The organism is Pseudomonas sp. RL_5y_Pfl2_69 (assembly GCF_963970465.1).
Lineage (GTDB): Bacteria > Pseudomonadota > Gammaproteobacteria > Pseudomonadales > Pseudomonadaceae > Aquipseudomonas.
Window position 1 is genome coordinate 485,702 of sequence record NZ_CAXAOU010000003.1, and the last position, 18,947, is coordinate 504,648.

The window sequence follows — 18,947 nt, forward strand, 5'->3', positions numbered from 1 at the left end:
CATCTGCATCGCAAACAAGCCTGACCCACACGTTTTTTACACGCGAGCCTGATGGCTCATGGGACATTCACAGAACACCAGTTCTGCCATCATCTGCGCATAACTATCTGCGCCCAAAAACGCACTCAAGCCGCCTTTCAAGCTGAAAATCGGTGACCTGAGCGCTTGCTGCGCGAGGATTCTCGCAGCCTTCTGGCTGCGAACACCCGACTGGCAGTAAATCACGATCGGCCTGTCGTCCAGGCACTGTGCTGCCCACTCGCCCACCTGCCCTAACGGTACATGTTCGCCACCGATCGATACCTGTTCGCGCTCATGCCCTTCACGCACATCAATCAGATGGATCGACGTTTCACCGATCAGCGCGGCAAAGTCGTCAATGCTCAGCACAAAGTCATCGCTGACGCCTGGCGCGTTACAGACTTGTGCCATTTCTTCCAGCACTGGCGGGCGCAGCGGGTCCCTGAGGGGATTATCGGCGACAGGCGAAAATCCGATCTCCCGGCTCGTGGCCTCAAGGGCGTCGTAGACCATCAGGCGGTTGATCAGCGGCCGCCCGATCCCGGTAATCAGCTTGATCACCTCATTGGCCTGAAAGCAGCCAATCATGCCGGGCAGCACCCCCAGCACCCCGGCTTCTGCGCAGTTGGGTGCCAACGCGGCGTCAGGCGGACCATCGTAGAGATCACGATAATTGGCGCCACGACGGCCTTGCTCATCCAGCGCGTTGAACACCGTGACATGCCCCTCGAACTGCATGATGGCGCCATACACCAGCGGCTTGCCGCCATAGACACAGGCATCGTTGATCAGGTACTTGGCGGTAAAGTTGTCAGTGCCATCGACAATGATGTCGTAATCGGCCACAAGCGCCTGGGCATTGTCGAGGTTAAAGCGCTCGATCCAGGTTTCGATCTCGATGTAGGGATTGAGTTTTTGCAAACGCCGCTTGGCGACATCGGCCTTGTTCTGACCTTTATCGGTGATGCGAAACAGCACCTGGCGGTGCACATTGGACACATTGATCTGGTCGGCATCGATAATTCCCAGCCGCCCCACCCCGGCAGCCGCCAGATAAAGCAGCGCCGGGCACCCCAGGCCGCCCGCTCCAATCATTAGTACACTGGCATTTTTCAATGCCAGTTGACCTTTGACGCCGATCGCGGGGATCAGCAAGTGACGGGAATACATCCCCATCTCACCCGCGGTAAGCTGGTCATACTCGATCGCATTAGCCTCCCTGCTCATGGTGTTGCTCCCTTCACTTTTTCAGGATCGGGTTGACGAGACAGGCAAAAAGCCTGATTCGCTTTAAAACGCTTCAATCACGATCGCGGCCAATGTATTGGCGCGCGTCAGGTTGAAAACATGATGTGTAAAATACAGTTTTCCCTGCAGCCGATAAGCCTGGGTTTTAACACGGCCCTTTTCCAAAAGATAAAAAGGGCAACGCCATTCCATGCAAATAGTATTCAGGGCCAAGCCCAGTGAACTGGCAAGTTCACCTGGATCTTCCTGCAGGGAATCGATTAATGACTCCCTGCTTTCCGAGGCCAGTGTAGGCAACTCAAAGAACGCCCATTGATCAGCCACTTCACAGCGATGTCGGAACAGGGTGAAGTCATGTTCAAACTCGGCACAGAGTTGCCCATGCTCTTTCAAGTTTTCCAGTTGTGCAAGTAAAGGCCGCTCAACCCGTGAAGGATCAACTTCTTCGGGAAGAAACTTTTGCAAAAAAGCGGGCCGAATAACCCCTGGGGTTGCGGACAGTGCTTCATCACCATCCAGTTCCAGCAGTTTCCAGCGAACCTTGACCCTGGCAACCACAATGCCCTTGGCACGAATCAGGTGCAGTACTTGAAACACAGAGTTGCCCTGGCGCACCTTGAACTCATCGACCGACACCGAAAATTCGTCGGCCGAGAACATTTCAAAAGGTTCGACATATTCAACTTCGGCGCCCACAGCCACCATACCCTGATGATACTCCTTGATCATCCCCGGAAAGGAAACTGACAAGTAGGTACTGCCCCAGGACCACATCGAACTGAAACTCAGCAACATCAGCGAATGGGCATGAAACTGGAAAGGTCCAAACAGCATGGACTCTACCGGATGGGAAACCTTTATTGTTCTGGTTTGCATAGCATCAACCCCCTGCTATCGCAGTGAAAATATCAATACAGTCACCCTCACCGCCTTTACTTACCTGAGCTGCCGCGTCAACTTTTTCGCCATTCAAAGAAATCAAATAGCCTTTTTTAACGTTGCGATCCTTATCGAAAATAATATCCTTCAATACCGGATAACTCCCCACCAACGCGTGCAGCGCATCGCCCACGGTCTGAAAACCATCCCCCTCAAGTTGCAACTCTTTTTTGTAGTTAACAAAACGTGCCAAATTGCCTGACAACTTGATCTTCATGTTCAACTCTCCTTTTTTGAAGAACGCCGGGACATCATGTCCAGGTCGTGCACCATCCGAATCCCCATATCAACCTTGAGCTTTTCCTGCGGATCGGCCCCTGCCACCAGGGCCGTAAAGTCACGGTGCGCCCGGCCGATACCGCTGCTTTCGGTATAGCCCCAGCCCCCCGTCAGGTTCAGGGCCTGGAGGGCGATTTTGTTCACATCCTCCACCGCCTGATACTTGGCCATTGAAGCCACTGCATCCCAGTACACGTCAGACTCTTGCCTGACCTGACGCTCCAGTGAGTAATGGACCAAGGTGCGGGATGACTCAAGCGCCATATACATTTCACCGATACAGGCCTGAACATGCTGCATATCGATCAACTGCTGATCGTAACGCACAGTGTTTTGCAAATACGCCACGGTAGTTTCAATCACGGCGCGGGCGCGCCCTAAAAACAAGGTGGTTTGCAATGAGCGCCTGCAATTAAGGAAGTAACGCTGCGCAAAACTCAGGCCGTCCGTGGCCAGCAACAAGCGGTGTTTATCCAGTTGCACATCTGTCAATGTCAAGCAGGCAATCCCTGTTGAACGACAGCCATGCATCACGCTCGGTGTCACCACAACACCCGGATCGTCGGCGTGCACAAGAAACACTTGCATGTCCGCAGTATCACCATGGACAAACAGTAAAAAATAATTCGCCGTCTCACCGCCGGTAACGATCTTTTTCACGGCATTAACCGTATAGGTTTTACCGTCCGCAGAGGGCACGGCACGGGAGACAAAAGAAAAAGCATCGGCATCTTCTGTATAAGCAAATGCACCACCTGTTTTACCCTCAATCAGGTGAACCAGGTATTCGTTATTTATATCCTCCCGCCCTACCGCAATTAAAAAAGAAATAAATGACATCCTCACGGATATCAAAAAGGGAAACGATAAGTCCGTGGATAAATACCCGAGCTTTTCCAGCACACGGCCCCACTGGGCATAACCAACTTCCTGACCGCCCCACACGGCGGGCAAGTTGTATTTATACAACCCCCGTCGGGCAAACTTTTCTATCAGCGCGTTGGAAATAGGAATAGAGAGACGGTCACGTTCTTCGACGGTGCAATTAAGCTCCTTGTCGATCAGTGTGCCGAAAATAGCCTGAATATCACCCGCACCTTGCCAGTCAACATTCATCGTAGTTCCTTCTACGTCAAACGATTGGAAAGCAGGCGCGACAGAAAACCGGTCCTGGAATCGTGTCGCGCTGCTTAGTGCGAACAGATATTAGGTCAGAACTAAAAACATGCAAGGCGCCTTAGCGCAAATAAACCCGACCCGTTAAATATGACACCGCTCATACTCTTCTAAGTTACCGATAACGCTCACTATTAAAAATGAGACTGTTGGCATCATTAACGTGACCCGCTGGCGCGGCGATCACACATCCAGCCATTCGGATTTAGCGGGTGCCTTGCAGCCGCACATTGGGCGACGACTGCGTCGACCGACGCAGCCTCACGCCGCTTGTCAGCGACTACACGTCCTTGCCTGCAACAATCAACGCGCCGTAAACGGCAACTTGTCCAGAGCACAGTCGTTCTTGAGCGTTGACGGCTCGAGCATCAACAGAGGCGCTCCGGTGTCCTCGTTGAAGATTTTGACCTGGCACGAATCGTAAGTCTCGGGGCTCTCGACAATGCCTCCCTTAATGACATAACGGGCAGCCGGGGCGAACTCGCTGACGAATTCGATCTTGCATCTACGGCCGGCATTAGCTGCGCCATCCACTACCAAATGGATGGGTTTTGCCGCTTCTACCGGGATAAAGCCTGCTGGCCGGGATGTTTTGTCCCGCACGGCGAACAATTGCCGACCTGGCTTCACCGCCACGGTTCTGCCGTACTTGCAGCCCACAATCGGAGCTTCGGTCAGGGTCAGGTAGTTTCGATAATTGCTCAAGGCGTCCATTTCGCTGCGGATCTGCGCCTGAGGGGCACCGGGAGGGGGCCTGTACTGCTGGACCTGGACGCAACCTGCAGTCAGCAACACCAGCACACCAAGGGGAAGCACTTTCATAATCGTCTAAATCCATTTGAGTTCGAAGAAGAGCCTTCAAGCAGAATACGGGCCGTTCAGCGGTCGTGTTCCCATATTGTTCCCATACTGCCCTTTTTCAGACGGCAGAAACCACAAACCCCCGACTTTCTCTAGGAAAATCAGGGCTGGCATTGGCTGAGTGGGGGGGGGGGTGAAGAAGACAGCAACGTACAGCTCAAACGATGATCGTATGGCTGCATGGATGTTGTGGGTTTGCATGTCGCCACCTCCCATGGGTTAGTCAATAGATCTAGTCCAGTGCATAGACCAAGTAAAACAGGGTTGAGTGCCGCCTGCGGGCAGCTCGTGCCGGTGTTGAAGCACGTCAAATCCCCTGTAACGCACCGACGTGCTGAAACTCCCAGTTACCAAGTCCAATTGACCCGAGCCGATACCAGGACGCAACCTTTTTGGTTCGATATGGGCTTATACAGGGGCTTCACATGGAGAAGGACGAAAAGGACAACCCTTTTTTAACCTCGCCTTGGCAGAAGAGTCGCCCAAATGGTGGCGCCTCATGGGCCGCTTGGGCAAAACCCCCAGTGCCAGAGCCGGTGTACGTCCCAAAAGATGAATGGCCATCCCCCAAGGAACGCGCAGACCTGGTCTTCGCCAAGTCCTGCGTTTCTGAAAACTGGTGCAGAACCGACGCAGGGACTGCCACCGAGCCCGCCTCTAACTTCGGCAACATCATGGTGGTTGCCTCCATGCTTTTGCCTTCCTCGTCAGATGCGATAGCAATGGCCATCGGAGCTGATGCAGGACTAGCCCGTATTGCTGGCGGCGGCATCATGCAACAGCGTATGACGTGGGCAATACGTGGCGCGGGGGGACCGGTTAGCGTTTTTATAATGGGCATGCTCCCCGCCAAAATGGGAGACGGCACACTCCATACTGACGAACAACTGCGCAGCATGAACAAGGCACCCACACGAGTACGTTTTCAATTTCGCCGTGATGCAGAAGGCGTACTACAGATTTACGGTATTCACACCGGCGCGTCAGGTGATGACTCAGTACGCATCGTGCAGGTGAAATGGAACGCAACCAAAACCGCGATGGAGGCCGAACTCAATGGGATCACCGTCCTCTGGACGCCCCCGCACAGCTCTTCAGGCATGCCTCCGCTGACTTACCCCGACGAAAGCGGCAAGCAACTGGGTACCATCCTCGTACACCCGATCCCGGAAAACACTGACAGCCAGATTGAAGGTCTTCCCGGCGATGACATTACAACCGACGACTGCATTCTGGTCTTTCCGGCAGAAACCGGCTTAAAGTCGCTGTATGTGGTGTATGCAAAGCCGTTTGGTGGCGGCCATAGCTACCACCCAGCTCCAAAAGGGCTGACAGCTTTTCCCGATGCAGTACGTGATAGTCCTAAATCTAGTGTTCAAGGGGGCGGCAAGAAACGTAGTCGCTGGAAAGATAAAAAAGGCAAGATTTATGAATGGGATAGCCAGCATGGAGCCGTTGAAATATATGACAAACAGGGCAAACACTTAGGTGAGTTCAATCCCGAGACTGGCGAGCTGACCAAGCCTCCAAAGCCAGGCCGAACAACACCAAAGTAAATGGAGAAATACATGTTCTTAGAAATCACAGGCTTTCTTGCAGATGACAGCGAAGACAGCTCAATCAAATTTGAACTGGAAGTGCAACCTGAGTTTGAAAAAGCAGTAATGGATATTCTAGGCTGGGAAAATTTAGCTGCCGAATGCGATGGCGAGCAGCCTTTGACCGATGAGCAGCTCCGGAAAATTTCCTCAGCGATAAATGAACAACTGCCAATGACGTTAGACATGTTTATAGGTGTACGAGCCTGATAATTTTCACTGACTGGTCTTGGCTATATGCATGACGGCTATCCTGATCAGTGGTTTTTACCCAGATCCCAACCCTGACAATTCAATACTGTACGAAAAAGTCGTGCCGCAAGAGTTACAGCCAGCAGTACTCGCTGCAATGGGCTGGAACAGCCTAGGAGATGTGCCGATGGGTGAAAATGATCTAACTCCAGATCAATCCAAGGCAGTTATGATGGTGCTGGGTGATCCCATCAACCATGTGTCCGGTCCGTACAAGTGAGCGCCTTAAAGATAAACCCTGCTGACTGACAACCCCAAAATACCGACCCCAGCCCCAGATTGGCCCCATATCGCCCTTTTTCAGACGCCAGAAACCACAAACCCCCGACTTTCTCTAGGAAAATCAGGGGTTTGTGTTTACTTAATGTGGCGGTGAAGGAGAGATTCGAACTCTCGATACAATTTCTTGTATACACACTTTCCAGGCGTGCTCCTTAAGCCACTCGGACACTTCACCGTATCTCTTCAAACAAGTTCTGTCTGTCGAGGCGCGCTAATGTAGTCGAAAGCTTTCGATATGACAAATGTTTTTTCAGAATTTTCATGTGCTTACGAAAATAGTCGTTTTTGAGGCATGCCCTTCGCGGGTGATTCTGCCAAATTCCGGTTCTGACGCGCTGCTCTCTCGGCCCCGATCGCTGCCCCGCTGCCTTCTATATAGAGGGCGAAGGCCAATCCCATGACTCACCAGTCAGTCATAGCCCTTTACCTGTGCCGTGGGGCTGGGTAACGTCTGCCCCACTTCATAACAAGGAATTGCGCCATGAGTGACTTGATTGCCTACCACCTGGAAGACGGTATCGCCACGCTGACCTTGAGCAATGGCAAGGTCAATGCCATTTCACCGGATGTGATCACTGCGTTTAATGCCGCGCTGGACCGCGCCGAGCAGGATCGCGCGGTGGTCATTATTACCGGGCAACCTGGCATTCTCTCGGGCGGTTATGACTTGAAGGTGATGACGGCCAGCCCCGAGCAAGCCATTGAGCTGGTCAGGCAGGGGTCGACCCTGGCTCGCCGCATGCTGGCGCACCCATTCCCGGTGGTTATCGCTTGCACCGGTCATGCGGTGGCCAAGGGCGCATTCCTGTTGTTGTCGGTGGATTACCGCATCGGCGTCGAAGGCCCGTTCAGCATCGGCCTGAACGAAGTGCAGATCGGCATGACCATGCACCACGCCGGCATTGAACTGGCCCGCGACCGGCTGCGCAAATCCGCATTCCATCGCTCGGTCATCAATGGCGAAATGTTTAACCCGCTCACCGCCGTCGACGCAGGCTTCCTCGACAAGGTGGTCAAGCCGGAAGAGTTGCAGGCCGCCGCCCTCGAAGTGGCCCGTCAGTTAAAGAAGATCAATATGAAGGCGCACAAAAACACCAAGCTGAAGGTACGCAAAGCGCTGCTGGAGACGCTGGACAAGGCCATCGAAGAGGATCAGCTCCACCCGCTCTGACCCTGCCCCCTGTCGACGGGTCCCGATTGCAGCCTGCGGTCGGGATTCTCACTCCCCTGGCCTTGAGCCATATCTTGCTGAACATCTCTAGCCCGCCCCTCAACAAGCACGTTGAAACAACTGCTTAAACTTCAGTCATCTCCTAGTTGTATCGGGGTAATTGCTGAATACAGTGCACATCCGTACACTGCGCCGACTTTTGTTTTCGCGAGCCTGTAAATGCTACTTTCGATACGTATGTTGTTGATGTGTCTGCATTTTATGATCGCAGGCGTGCTGGGTGTACTGCTGGGTATCTGTCGTCCTTTCAACCCGGACAACAGTCGTCTGTGCGCACGATTGTATGCCTGGCCATCCAGATGGATCCTGGGCTACAAGCTCAAGACCGAGGTTGGGCCGTTGATGGACAAGCCGCAAAGCTGTGTGGTCATTGCCAACCATCAATCCAACTACGATCTGTTTGTGTTCGGCAACGTAGTGCCGCACCGCACGGTGTGCATCGGCAAGAAAAGCCTTAAGTGGGTACCGTTGTTCGGCCAACTGTTCTGGCTGGCGGGCAACGTGCTGATTGATCGGGGCAACGCCCAGAAAGCCCGCAAATCGATGCTGACCACTACCCGCACTCTGCAGGAAAAAGACACGTCCATCTGGGTTTTTCCGGAAGGCACGCGCAATCTGGGCAAAACCCTGCTGCCCTTCAAAAAAGGCGCATTCCAGATGGCAATTACTGCCGGAGTGCCTATTGTGCCGGTGTGTGTCAGCACCTACAGCCAGCACCTTAAGCTCAACCGCTGGCACAGTGCCGATATCCAGATCCGCTCCTTGCCCGCGATACCGACCGCCGGCCTGACTCTGGACGACATCCCGCAACTCATGGAGCAGTGCCACGAGCAGATGCGCGAGTGCATCGAAGCCATGGATCGAGAGTTGCTGAGCCAACAAAACCGTCACGTGCCGCCCGTGGCAGGGGGCAACACGACTGCGTCCAACCCGAACCTCTGAACGTTTGTAGACTCAAAGTGGTGGATTGCACGCTAAGCTGCATCTTCGTGCCATAACCCTTTGAAGAAGAAGCGATTAGAACTATGGGGAGAGTTGTTGCTGCTGCGGTTTACAGCGCAGGCAAGAAAGTCACCAATATCACTCTGGACGAAGGGATCGAGTGGGCCAAAAAGCCCGACCACTTCGTCTGGATTGGTCTGGAGCAGCCCGACGCGCAAGAGCTGAGCAACTTGCAGCGCCAGTTCAATCTGCATGAACTGGCCATCGAAGATGCCCTTGAGCAACATAGCCGGCCCAAACTCGAAACTTTTGGCGACGCGCTGTTTATCGTTATCTACTCGCCCATTCGCCATGAAGGCCAGTTGGAGTTTGTAGAAACCCATATCTTTGCTGGCAACGGCTACATCATCACCAGCCGCAATGGCCACTCGGCTTCGTACAAGTCCGTGCGCCAGCGCTGTGAGGCTCGCCCGCTGCTGCTGGAGCATGGCGAGGACTTTGTGCTGTACGCCCTGCTCGACTTCGTGACTGAGAGCTATCAGCCCGTCAGCCAGGCCATCCACGCCGAAATCGAACAGCTTGAACAAAGCATCATGGGCAACGCCCTCAATGAAGCTGACATCGTGCACTTGCATGGCCTGCGCCGCGACGTGCTGCGACTGCGCCGTTATGTAGCGCCCATGGTGGAAATCAGCGAAGAACTTCAACGCCTGACGTTCCCCTTTATCGACAAGAACATGCGCCCGTATTTTCGCGATGTGCAGATTCATGTCACCCGCCAGATGGAAGACCTCACCAACCTGCGTGATATCGCCACCCAGACGATTGAGATCGTCGTGTTGCTGGAGTCCTCACGCCAGAGCATCGTGCAGCGCAAATTCGCCGCCTGGGCGGCCATTTTGGCCTTCCCCACGGCAGTGGCGGGCATTTACGGGATGAACTTCCAGAACATGCCGGAGCTAAGCTGGCATTACGGTTACTTCGGCGTACTGGGGTTTATTACGCTGGGCGTGACCGGCCTGTGGGCGAGCTTCAAGCGCTCTGGCTGGCTGTAACCTGCCCCGTGGGAGCGGGCTTGCTCGCGATTCAAACAACTCGGCGCATCAGCGATGCCGAGTAGAAACCATCGCGAGCAAGCCCGCTCCCACAAGAGCCAAACCGGGTATCAGGCGGTTTGCGGCTTGTGCGAAACAAAACGCATCATCCACTCGGCAACCGTGCGCCCATGATGGTCTTGATCCAGGCTGGCGATGCCGGAGCTGTAGATCTGCTCGCCCAAATGTTCCTGGCGCAGGTCAAGCAAGGCCCGCGAATAGTCGTGGATAAACTCGGGATGCCCCTGGAAGCACAGCACCTGGTCGTTGATGTGGTAAGCGGCAAACGGGCAGAAATCGCTGGAGGCGATTACCGTGGCGTTTTCCGGCAAGGCCGTGACCTGGTCCTGGTGGCTGATCAGTAGCGTCAACTCTTCAACCACAGGGCTCATCCACGGCGCCTTGGCGGCCAGCTTGTACTGATGGGTTCCGACGCCCCAGCCCTGAATGGCGCGCTCGCTCTTGCCGCCCAGCAGAAGCGCCAGCAATTGATGACCAAAACAGACGCCGAGCAGCTTGTCGCCTCGTTCATAGCGGGTCAGCAAATAGGTTTTCAAGGTCTGGATCCAGGGATCGGAACCAAACGAGTCAGCTTTGCTGCCGGTTACCAGATAAGCATCGAAAGACTGGTCGTCAGACGGATACTCGCCATGCATCACGTTGAAAACACTGAATTGTGCCGCGATAGGCTGCGTGGAGAACAGGCGCACGAACATCTGCCCGTAACCCTGATATTGATCAACAAACTCTGGACGCAGAATGTCGGTTTCCAGAATGCAGATGCGTAGCGACATAAAAGTACCTGGCACGATAAAGGCGAAAGTAGTGATAGCAACTCGACAGAGCCTGCCTTGAAAGGGTAATTCATGGCAAGTACTGAACGTAGTAATACCCCCTCGAGCCTCACGGCACCGGGCTTTTGCAGGGCAAAACCTGGCTGGACAATGTTCCCGGACGAACGGTAGGGCGCTAAGAATATTGACGAGCAAAGAGTCCGTTGCGTCTAGCAACGGGCTGACAGGGCGAACTCAATAAACCTAATAGCGTTTTAGAAACTTACTGCACTTGAATGATGTTAAAGGGTTCTAAGCCATATCTTATGGGGGCTCTAAGGTTAAGCCTGTCGTCAGGACCGCTTTGTTTTCAAGGCGTGGTGCTCTTGGCGCAGGCATTGTCGTTCAGGAATAACAAAAAAAGGCAGATAGCCATGTTCAAACATACGAAAGTACGCCAGGCCGGACTCATCCTCTTTGCTACCACCTTGCTGCTGATCTTGCCGAACTTGACCAAGGTCATCGGCTAAAGACTCGCCCAAATACCGAAGACGCGCAGCTGCTGCGCGTCTTCGTCGACTACAGGTTGCGGGGGCTCAATTGCCTGGCGCAAAAACCAGAACGGCCAGCCCTGAGGCCAGCCGCTAACCGGTCAAACATGTATCAATTCAACAGGCCGCGCACCTCCTGCTTTACACCCCAGCCTTCAATAATGCCGCCAAGCGGTACCACGACAGCTTCAAAGTCCTGCTCAAAATCACCGATACCACCATAGGTGGCGTACATCACTTTGCTTAATTCCAGATACCACGCCCCGTCATCACGCACATTGATTTGTGCGTTCAGGGATTCACCACAAAATTTACCTGCAGCCCTGCGCGCCCGCTCCTCGTCCGGGAAGATCGCGTAAAACTCGATTGGATGGATGCGTGAAAAATCAAAACCGCCTTCTTTCATGCGGCGCAGCACATAGCTGCTGAGGTCTTCTTGATGGGCTGTGCTCATGAAACGTCCTCCTCGCAATGGATAGACATTCAGCGCTCCCCTATCGGCAGCAGGTATGCCGTGACAAGGGGAGTAATAAGCATGTAGCGAACAAGATCAGAGCCAGTCGATTACTTCGCTGGTCTGGATGCAGAGTAGCTCCACGGCGCAGCGCCTGCCAAGGGGGTAAGCCATGAAATTCAACAGGTTTTACGCTTGCCTGCAAAACCTGCACCCGGCACCTGGACAGATGCGCTGCCCAGGACCAGGCATGCCCGATCAGCGTTATGGCTTTTCAGCACGCTCCTTAAGCCCCTTGAGGGTATTGAACGGGGCATCGACCACAAACTTGTTGGCCAACCAGGAAGGCACGCTGCCGCCCGGCTCGGTATGAACCTGATACGTCACCTCGGTCAAGTTGTCGCCTTTAGGCACAAGCTTCCAGAAACCATTGACCTGAGCCACCCGCACAAAGCCCTTTTCTTCCGGGACGTAGGTCGGCATGCCTTTGAGCGTACGGGTCAGGCTGCCATCTGCGCCCTGTGCAGTCGTCACCAGCAGCACCGAGTCACGCGGGGTGACCGGCCAAGGTGTTTTGAACTGGGTGTAGGTCCAGCTCTGATCGCCTTCATGCTTGAGCAGCTTTTGCGATTGGCATTCATGGATCCAGGCGCAAGCGCCCGCCACGTCTTCCTGTATTTTGCTGATCTTGGCCAGCGGCGCCTTGATGGTCGTCACGCCCTGGTAGGCCTTGTATTGGGAGCCGGCGACTTCACTCAGCGAGACCTTGATGCCGTCCTGATCCTTGGCGACCTTCCAGTCTTCGGCCTGGGCCACGCCCACCAGCAGAACACTCAAACCACATACCAATGCCACTCGATGCAACGAACCCATTGTCTTATTCCTTATTGTTGAAGGTCTGTTCACTGGTCACAAACACACTATGCCGCGGTCATCTGCTCCCACCAACCGATCAGGTTAATGGCTTCTTCCCGGTTATTGCCGCATACCTCGATGTCGGCCTTGAAGTCTCCACAGACTGCAGGACGTTGTGGCTGGCCGAACAAACCACACAAGTAGTCGGCTGAAAGATGCAGGCAGCGTTCCCCGGCCGGCTTGCCATTGGGCATGCCTGGCAGCGGTGTACTGATGGAAGGGGCGATGCAGCAAGCGCCACAGCCTTCACGGCAATTCATGACGTTAGCACCTCATTCGGGGCAAAGTGTGTTGATGACAAGGGATAGTACTCGCTGGAACAGGTGTTTGAAATTGACCGTTCAGCAGAATGTGCTGATAAACGACAGTGACTGAGCAGTCAGTTTAGAAGCCTGTTTTTGAGCACTCGACACTTATTGCTTGAACTCGAAATCCAGCGCAGCGCCTTCGATTTCATTGTGACGGGCCTCATTGCGCAACTGCAGGTTCATCTCATTGCTGAGCAACCGCCCGTTGAGCTGAAAAGGGCTGTCTTCGGCGGGTTTCTCGCCAAACATGTTGGGCAGCAACGGCTTGTGCACAGGCATGGGAACAGTGCCCAAAGGATGCAGTTGCTTGACCATCTCGGGCGGCAAGCGCAAGTCGAGAGTCGCCGCGGGCAAACGCTTCTTGGCGATTTCATGGGCCGACTTGGATTTGGATGCGATGGGTGCACGCTTTTTGACCGGTGCCTTTTTCGCACTGGCGCCAGGCTTGGCGGGCGAGTGGGCAGATTGCGCCTGACTGGAGGTTGATGGAGGTTGTACCGGGGCCGCTGTCGCAGCCACAGCATTGAGCGCACTCAAGGCGCCCACCAACAAAAGGCCAACACAAAATGTCGCTCTCATAACTCCCACAGCTTTAACGGTTCAGGTGCGTATGCTCGCGCTTTACGCACAGGGTGACAAGGTGATTATGGTCAAAATGCCATCCCGGCAGCTACCGAGCTTCCTCCATACAGGCCTGCGGCTTCCTGGCAGAGCTGATTGGCAAGCATGCCAAGGGTCATCAGGGCCCGATCGGCTTCCCGGTTCCAGGGTGTGGCACAGTTAAGTCGTATGCAGTGGTTAAACTGCTCGGTATTACTGAAAATCAGTCCCGGCGCGATGCTGATACCTTGCTGCAATGCCCGGACATGCAGTTCCTGGGTGTTGACCCGGCCCGGCAAACTGACCCACAAGATAAAGCCCCCGCTAGGCCGTGACATCTGCGTCCCTTCCGGGAAGTGCTGCTGAACAGCCAGCTGGAAGGCACTCAGGTTCTTTCTGTATTCCTGACGGATATAACGCAAATGGCGGTCGTAACCGCCGTTTTCAAGGTAAGCCGCCACCCCCATCTGCGTCACACTGCATGCCGAATGGGTGGTAAAGGTTTGCAGACGCTGGATTTCCTGCTGAAACTTGCCGGCGATCATCCAGCCGATACGCACGCCGGGGGACAGGGTTTTGGAAAAACTCGAACAATAAATGACCCGATCCAGACGATCATAGGCTTTCAGCGCCTTGGTGCGCCCAACCTCAAACATCAACTCGCCGTAGATATCGTCTTCGACAATCTGGATATCAAAATCGGAAGCCAGACGCAGCAACTGCTTTTGCCGCTCTTCTGGCATGGTCCCGCCAAGGGGATTGCTCAGGCGCGTGGTCAGTACCAAGGCCTTGATCGACCATTGATTGGCCGCCAGCTGCAAGGCTTCCAGGCTCATGCCAGTAGCAGGATCGCTGGGGATCTCGATGACTTTCAAGCCCAGCAGGTCAGCCAGCTGCAGCAGCCCGTAGTAAGTCGGCGACTCAGCCGCGATCAGGTCTCCGGGACGGGTCAGCACGCGCAACGACATTTGCAGCGCATCGACACAGCCGTGGGTAATGATCACTTCGCTGGGATCGACCACCACCCCAGCGTCACGCATGCGGATTGCCACCTGCCGGCGCAACGGCTCAAAACCCGGACTGAACATGTAGCTGAACGCCCGCGGGCTATGAAAGCGCGTGACCTTCGCCAATTGCTGATGCAGCGCCCGTACAGGCAGGTAATCGACACTGGGCACGGCTGCGCCCAGCGGGAACACGCCTTCGCGACGGGATTCGACCAATACTTGCTGGATGATGCTGCTGCGGGTGACCAGGCCCGGACGCTCCACGCGTGCGATATCAGGCGTGGGCGCAGTCAATGCGGGGGTCTGGTGCACGTAATAGCCGGACTGCGGCCGTGCCCTGATCAAGCCCTGATCTTCAAGATTGGCGTAAGCCTGCAACACCGTGGCATGGCTCACGTTGAGCTGAGAGCTCATCTTGCGAACCGAAGGCACACGTTCGCCAGGCTGATAAACGCCACGCCGAATATCCTCAGCCAACTGCTGAGCGATACGTTGATAGAGCAAAAGGTTGGTCATGGCGCCGCTCTCGATGTTCAAACTTTATTTTTGTGGAGAACAATACCGGAACAGTTTAGAAGTGTACGGGCACAGTTGTCACTTAACTAAGCCGTACAGGGGGTGTGCGGGGGAAAACTGTATGGGCGACAGAACCCGTTGTGGGAGCGGGCTCGCTCGCGATTTCGCCGCCGCGATGCGCCAGGCACACCGCTTTGATTCAATCGCGGGCAAGCCCGCTCCCATATTCAGCCAGCGATATCGGGCTTTAGCGCGCTGCGCCCAGTTGGCCTTTTTCGTCAGAGAAGACGATCTCAACCCGACGGTTCTGTGCCCGGCCGCGCTCCGTGGCATTGACATCAACCGGGTACTGATCGCCATAACCTTCCACCTGGATACGTTTCTCGTCGATACCCAGATCGACCAGCACATCGGCCACGGCCTGCGCGCGATCACGGGACAACTTGAGGTTATCCTCCTTGCCTCCGGTGCTGTCGGTGTAGCCCTCGATCCGCACAATGCGCTTGGGGTTCAGTTGCAGGAACCGCACCAGCTTGAGCACCGTGCGGTTGGCCGAGTTTTTCAAGTCGGCTTCGCCAGTGTCGAACAACACGTCACCCAGGGTCATGACCAGACCACGGTCAGTCTGAGTAGTGGCCAGGCTGATGATTTGCTCTTCCAGCCATTGCCCCTGTTGCTGAACACTCAACAACTTGGCTTCACGCAGCGCCAGTTGCAGACGCTGACGCTCAAGTTCCAGCTTGGCCCCACGCTCCTCATTGAGCACCTGTTGCGTGTGCTCACGGGCGATTTCACTGTAGCGCTGGCTCAAATAGGCGTAATGCGCAACGTCTTCGCCACTGCCCCAGAAGCTGGACAAACGATCAGCACGGGCCAGGGACTCACCGGCACGGATCACGTCCTTGGGCGCGATGCGCAGCACATTGGTGTCTTCCTTCACGGTCTGAAAGTCCGTGCTGGCCTGCTGCAAGGCCAGTTCGCTGTTGTGATGCCCGGCGCATCCGGTCAGGCTGACGCAACCCGCAACCAGCACCCCCATGAAAGCTCTGTGCGTAAGGCTCATTGCGCCTCCGCCAGTTGTTTGCGCAAGCGCGAAATACGGGTATTGAGCACGTTCAGTTGTTCCTGGCTTTTTTGCGTCAGCACACGGGCTTCGGCCAATCGGGCATCCAGTTCGGCTTGTTCGGCCTGCATGCGCGCGTCTTTGTAGGATTCATCTGCCATATCTGCCAGCGCTTGGGCCAGCTTGTCTTCGGCTTGTTTCAACTCAGCCAAGTCATCGGCTTTGGCACCCACGGCCTTGGCTTGCTCCAGGGCTTGCTCGGTCAAACGCAATTGTTCATTCGGCGCAGGATCGGCTGCACACCCCGCCAGAGCCAAAACGGCCAGGGCAGCGAAAAGAGGTCGAATTGTCACTAGGGATTCCTACTGTTTTGGGGCGCTGAGCGGTTGTAGCAATTGGGCCTTCCACCGCTCTAGATTGCGTTGCAGTACCGCCTCGGTCAGGCCGGACGCGGGCAATTCTGTCATCTTTTTGGCGAGCTGTCCGCGCAACCACGGCTCATTGCAGGCCGAGTCATGGGAAATGGCCAAAAACAGCCCGGGCTGATCAATGGGCTGCGAGCGCGCCAATAGGTCATCGGCAATGCCCAGGGTTTGCGCAGTGGCCATACCGGAATAGCGCCCGGCCAGAACGTATTCGACCTGGCCGAGCAGCAATTTCTGGAAAGCCTGGGTCAAGCCGGCTTGACGCTCCAGGGTGAGCTGATGCTGAGCGAACTCATTGAATGTCTCGCTTAGCCGGGCTTTCTCAGAGACAGCGCCCACATGCCCATGCAAGTCGGCAGGCGTTTCGTAGACCAGGGTGGAGTCCTTGCGGGTCCACACCAGATAGTCGTTACGCACCAAGGGCGGGTGAATGTAGTCGAACGACGAAAGCCCGCCAACCGTCAGCGGCGCATCCAGCAACATGTCCATGCGCCCGGCACGCACTTCGTCCTGGGCCTGGGCACGCTTGCCACCGTAGAGCACTTCAACCTTTATCCCCAGCTCATGACCCGCCTGCTGGATCAGATCAGCACTGGCGCCGATCAAGTGCGCAGGGTCGGCTGGGTCGCGCCACAAATAAGGCGGTGCATCGGGACTGCCAGTGACGATCAGGCGCTCACACTTGCCCGCCGCCTCAGACAACACAGGCAATAACGCCAACCCCAATAGCAACCTGCTCAGTTGACGCACATCCATAGCCCTACGCTCCACACACAATTGAGACCCACAAAAAAGCCCGGTCACCCCGGCCATGAAGACGGTGCAAGACACTGAGTGCCCTGCCCTTCCCCACAGCCCGGATGACCGGGCTCTTTATAAGTGAAGCGACTGGATTAAACCAGCTTCTCCAGCTCAGGTACGGCTTCGAACAAGTCCGCTACCAGGCCGTAATCGGCCACCTGGAAGATCGGTGCTTCTTCGTCCTTGTTGATCGCAACGATCACCTTGGAGTCTTTCATGCCGGCCAGATGCTGGATCGCGCCGGAAATGCCCACCGCGATGTACAGCTGTGGCGCAACGATTTTGCCGGTCTGACCGACCTGCATGTCGTTAGGCACAAAACCTGCGTCCACTGCTGCGCGAGATGCGCCAACAGCAGCGCCCAGCTTGTCAGCCAGGGTGTAGAGCAGTTTGAAGTTGTCACCGTTCTGCATGCCGCGACCGCCGGAAACGACGATTTTGGCTGCGGTCAGTTCAGGGCGGTCCGACTTGGCCAGTTCTTCGCCAACGAACGACGAAGTGCCTGCATCGTGAACCGCTGCAACCGCTTCAACCGCTGCCGAACCCCCTTCTGCGGCAACCGGGTCGAAACCGGTCGCACGTACGGTGATCACTTTTACCGGCGCAGTGGACTGCACGGTGGCAATGGCGTTACCGGCATAGATCGGACGCGTGAAGGTATCAGCGCTGACGACCGAAACGATCTCGGAGATCTGATCCACGTCCAACTGCGCAGCAACGCGCGGCAGGATGTTTTTGCCGTTGGAAGTGGCAGCCGCCAGGATGTGGCTGTAGCCAGCGCCCAGCTCAGCAACTAGCGGTGCAACGTTTTCAGGCAACTGATGGGCGTAAGCCGCGTTGTCGGCGACCAGCACTTTAGCCACGCCAGCGATTTTCGCGGCGGCTTCGGCTACAGCGCCAATGCCCTGGCCTGCAACCAGAACGTTGATGTCGCCACCGATTTTAGCGGCAGCGGCTACGGTGTTCAGCGTGGCCGGAGCCAGCGTCTTGCCGTCGTGTTCTGCGATTACCAAGATAGTCATGATTAGATTACCTTCGCTTCGTTTTTCAGTTTCTCGACCAGTTCAGCCACCGACTTGACCTTGATGCCAGCGCTGCGTGCTGCAGGCGCTTCAACTTTCAAGGTTTTGTTGGTCGAAGCCGTGGAAACACCCAGCGCGTCCGGGGTCAGCACTTCAAGCGGCTTCTTCTTGGCTTTCATGATGTTTGGCAGGGACGCATAACGCGGCTCGTTCAAACGAAGGTCAGTGGTGATGATCGCTGGCAAGCTCAGCGAAACAGTTTGCGCGCCGCCATCCACTTCACGGGTCACGGCAACCTTGTCACCTGCCACTTCGACTTTGGAAGCGAAAGTGCCCTGACCGAAACCGGTCAGCGCAGCCAGCATCTGGCCGGTCTGGTTGTTGTCGCTGTCGATGGCCTGTTTGCCCAAGATCACCAGCTGAGGCTGTTCCTTGTCGACAACGGCCTTGAGCAGCTTGGCTACGGCCAGGGAGGTCAGGTCTTCGGCGGACTCGACGAGAATGGCGCGATCTGCACCCAGTGCCAGCGCGGTACGCAGCTGTTCCTGAGCAGTGGTCGGGCCGATGGAGACGACGACGATTTCAGTCG

Annotated in this window: 22 protein-coding genes and 1 tRNA gene; 6 read left to right on the plus strand and 17 right to left on the minus strand. The window is 55.5% G+C overall.

All coding sequences use genetic code 11. The annotated features are described in order from the left end of the window. Window positions 1–36: 36 nt before the first annotated feature. The 5 genes from AACY07_RS08360 to AACY07_RS08380 form a co-directional block, all read right to left on the minus strand. Complete coding sequence (locus AACY07_RS08360; protein ID WP_339474331.1) at window positions 37–1,248, minus strand: ThiF family adenylyltransferase; 1,212 nt, start codon at window positions 1,246–1,248, stop codon at window positions 37–39. A 63-nt stretch (window positions 1,249–1,311) separates the two neighbouring features. Beyond that, the gene (locus tag AACY07_RS08365) at window positions 1,312–2,145 is read right to left on the minus strand and encodes a hypothetical protein (RefSeq protein WP_339474332.1); all 834 of its coding nucleotides are present in this window, start codon (window positions 2,143–2,145) and stop codon (window positions 1,312–1,314) included. 4 nt (window positions 2,146–2,149) lie between these two features. Further along, the gene (locus AACY07_RS08370; RefSeq protein ID WP_339474333.1) at window positions 2,150–2,425 is read right to left on the minus strand and encodes a MoaD/ThiS family protein; all 276 of its coding nucleotides are present in this window, start codon (window positions 2,423–2,425) and stop codon (window positions 2,150–2,152) included. A gap of 2 nt (window positions 2,426–2,427) precedes the next feature. Then, entirely contained in the window at window positions 2,428–3,603 is a 1,176-nt protein-coding gene (locus tag AACY07_RS08375) for an acyl-CoA dehydrogenase family protein (RefSeq protein ID WP_339474335.1), read from the minus strand. A 363-nt stretch (window positions 3,604–3,966) separates the two neighbouring features. After that, window positions 3,967–4,485 (minus strand): hypothetical protein, encoded by a 519-nt coding sequence (locus tag AACY07_RS08380; protein WP_339474336.1) that lies wholly within the window; start codon window positions 4,483–4,485, stop codon window positions 3,967–3,969. Window positions 4,486–4,949: 464 nt separating this feature from the next. Between AACY07_RS08380 and AACY07_RS08385 the strand changes: the two genes are divergently transcribed. From AACY07_RS08385 to AACY07_RS08395, 3 genes are read left to right on the plus strand one after another with little or no spacing between them, the layout of a single operon-like run. Continuing rightward, window positions 4,950–6,080, plus strand: coding sequence for an S-type pyocin domain-containing protein (locus tag AACY07_RS08385; protein ID WP_339474337.1), 1,131 nt, complete (start codon window positions 4,950–4,952; stop codon window positions 6,078–6,080). Between the two features lie 12 nt (window positions 6,081–6,092). Next, entirely contained in the window at window positions 6,093–6,332 is a 240-nt protein-coding gene (locus tag AACY07_RS08390; protein ID WP_339474338.1) for a pyocin S6 family toxin immunity protein, read from the plus strand. A gap of 31 nt (window positions 6,333–6,363) precedes the next feature. Next, on the plus strand, window positions 6,364–6,594 hold the full coding sequence (locus tag AACY07_RS08395) for a pyocin S6 family toxin immunity protein (protein ID WP_339474339.1): 231 nt from the start codon (window positions 6,364–6,366) through the stop codon (window positions 6,592–6,594). 147 nt (window positions 6,595–6,741) lie between these two features. On the opposite strand, the gene AACY07_RS08400 is transcribed toward AACY07_RS08395, so the two are convergent. Next, window positions 6,742–6,831: transfer RNA gene (locus tag AACY07_RS08400), tRNA-Ser, on the minus strand. 306 nt (window positions 6,832–7,137) lie between these two features. Between AACY07_RS08400 and AACY07_RS08405 the strand changes: the two genes are divergently transcribed. From AACY07_RS08405 to AACY07_RS08415, 3 genes are all read left to right on the plus strand, one after another. After that, window positions 7,138–7,827: a crotonase/enoyl-CoA hydratase family protein gene (locus AACY07_RS08405; RefSeq protein WP_339474341.1), complete on the plus strand. Its 690-nt coding sequence runs from the start codon at window positions 7,138–7,140 to the stop codon at window positions 7,825–7,827. A 219-nt stretch (window positions 7,828–8,046) separates the two neighbouring features. After that, window positions 8,047–8,829, plus strand: a complete 783-nt coding sequence (locus tag AACY07_RS08410) for a lysophospholipid acyltransferase family protein (protein ID WP_339474343.1) — start codon at window positions 8,047–8,049, stop codon at window positions 8,827–8,829. A gap of 83 nt (window positions 8,830–8,912) precedes the next feature. After that, a complete protein-coding gene (locus AACY07_RS08415) occupies window positions 8,913–9,884 on the plus strand; it encodes a magnesium and cobalt transport protein CorA (RefSeq protein WP_339474345.1) in 972 nt (323 codons plus the stop codon). A 110-nt stretch (window positions 9,885–9,994) separates the two neighbouring features. On the opposite strand, the gene AACY07_RS08420 is transcribed toward AACY07_RS08415, so the two are convergent. From AACY07_RS08420 to AACY07_RS08470, 11 genes are all read right to left on the minus strand, one after another. Continuing rightward, window positions 9,995–10,717, minus strand: coding sequence for an amidotransferase (locus AACY07_RS08420; RefSeq protein WP_339474346.1), 723 nt, complete (start codon window positions 10,715–10,717; stop codon window positions 9,995–9,997). A 642-nt stretch (window positions 10,718–11,359) separates the two neighbouring features. Next, a complete protein-coding gene (locus tag AACY07_RS08425) occupies window positions 11,360–11,701 on the minus strand; it encodes a ribonuclease E inhibitor RraB (RefSeq protein WP_019827425.1) in 342 nt (113 codons plus the stop codon). Between the two features lie 264 nt (window positions 11,702–11,965). Beyond that, the gene (locus AACY07_RS08430; RefSeq protein ID WP_133075622.1) at window positions 11,966–12,574 is read right to left on the minus strand and encodes an START domain-containing protein; all 609 of its coding nucleotides are present in this window, start codon (window positions 12,572–12,574) and stop codon (window positions 11,966–11,968) included. Window positions 12,575–12,621: 47 nt separating this feature from the next. Next, window positions 12,622–12,876, minus strand: coding sequence for a YkgJ family cysteine cluster protein (locus AACY07_RS08435; RefSeq protein ID WP_133075623.1), 255 nt, complete (start codon window positions 12,874–12,876; stop codon window positions 12,622–12,624). 153 nt (window positions 12,877–13,029) lie between these two features. Continuing rightward, a complete protein-coding gene (locus tag AACY07_RS08440; RefSeq protein ID WP_219262513.1) occupies window positions 13,030–13,503 on the minus strand; it encodes a translation initiation factor 2 in 474 nt (157 codons plus the stop codon). 71 nt (window positions 13,504–13,574) lie between these two features. Continuing rightward, window positions 13,575–15,047: an aminotransferase-like domain-containing protein gene (locus AACY07_RS08445; RefSeq protein WP_339474350.1), complete on the minus strand. Its 1,473-nt coding sequence runs from the start codon at window positions 15,045–15,047 to the stop codon at window positions 13,575–13,577. A gap of 247 nt (window positions 15,048–15,294) precedes the next feature. Continuing rightward, the gene (locus AACY07_RS08450) at window positions 15,295–16,110 is read right to left on the minus strand and encodes an OmpA family protein (protein WP_339474352.1); all 816 of its coding nucleotides are present in this window, start codon (window positions 16,108–16,110) and stop codon (window positions 15,295–15,297) included. Further along, complete coding sequence (locus AACY07_RS08455) at window positions 16,107–16,463, minus strand: DUF4398 domain-containing protein (RefSeq protein ID WP_133075626.1); 357 nt, start codon at window positions 16,461–16,463, stop codon at window positions 16,107–16,109. Before AACY07_RS08455 ends, AACY07_RS08450 begins: the two co-directional genes overlap by 4 nt. A 9-nt stretch (window positions 16,464–16,472) precedes the next feature. Next, complete coding sequence (locus AACY07_RS08460; protein WP_339474354.1) at window positions 16,473–17,291, minus strand: substrate-binding periplasmic protein; 819 nt, start codon at window positions 17,289–17,291, stop codon at window positions 16,473–16,475. Between the two features lie 137 nt (window positions 17,292–17,428). Further along, window positions 17,429–18,358, minus strand: coding sequence for an electron transfer flavoprotein subunit alpha/FixB family protein (locus AACY07_RS08465; protein ID WP_339474356.1), 930 nt, complete (start codon window positions 18,356–18,358; stop codon window positions 17,429–17,431). Window positions 18,359–18,360: 2 nt separating this feature from the next. After that, window positions 18,361–18,947 (minus strand): electron transfer flavoprotein subunit beta/FixA family protein (locus tag AACY07_RS08470; protein ID WP_339474358.1); only part of this gene is annotated, 587 nt, incomplete at its 5' end.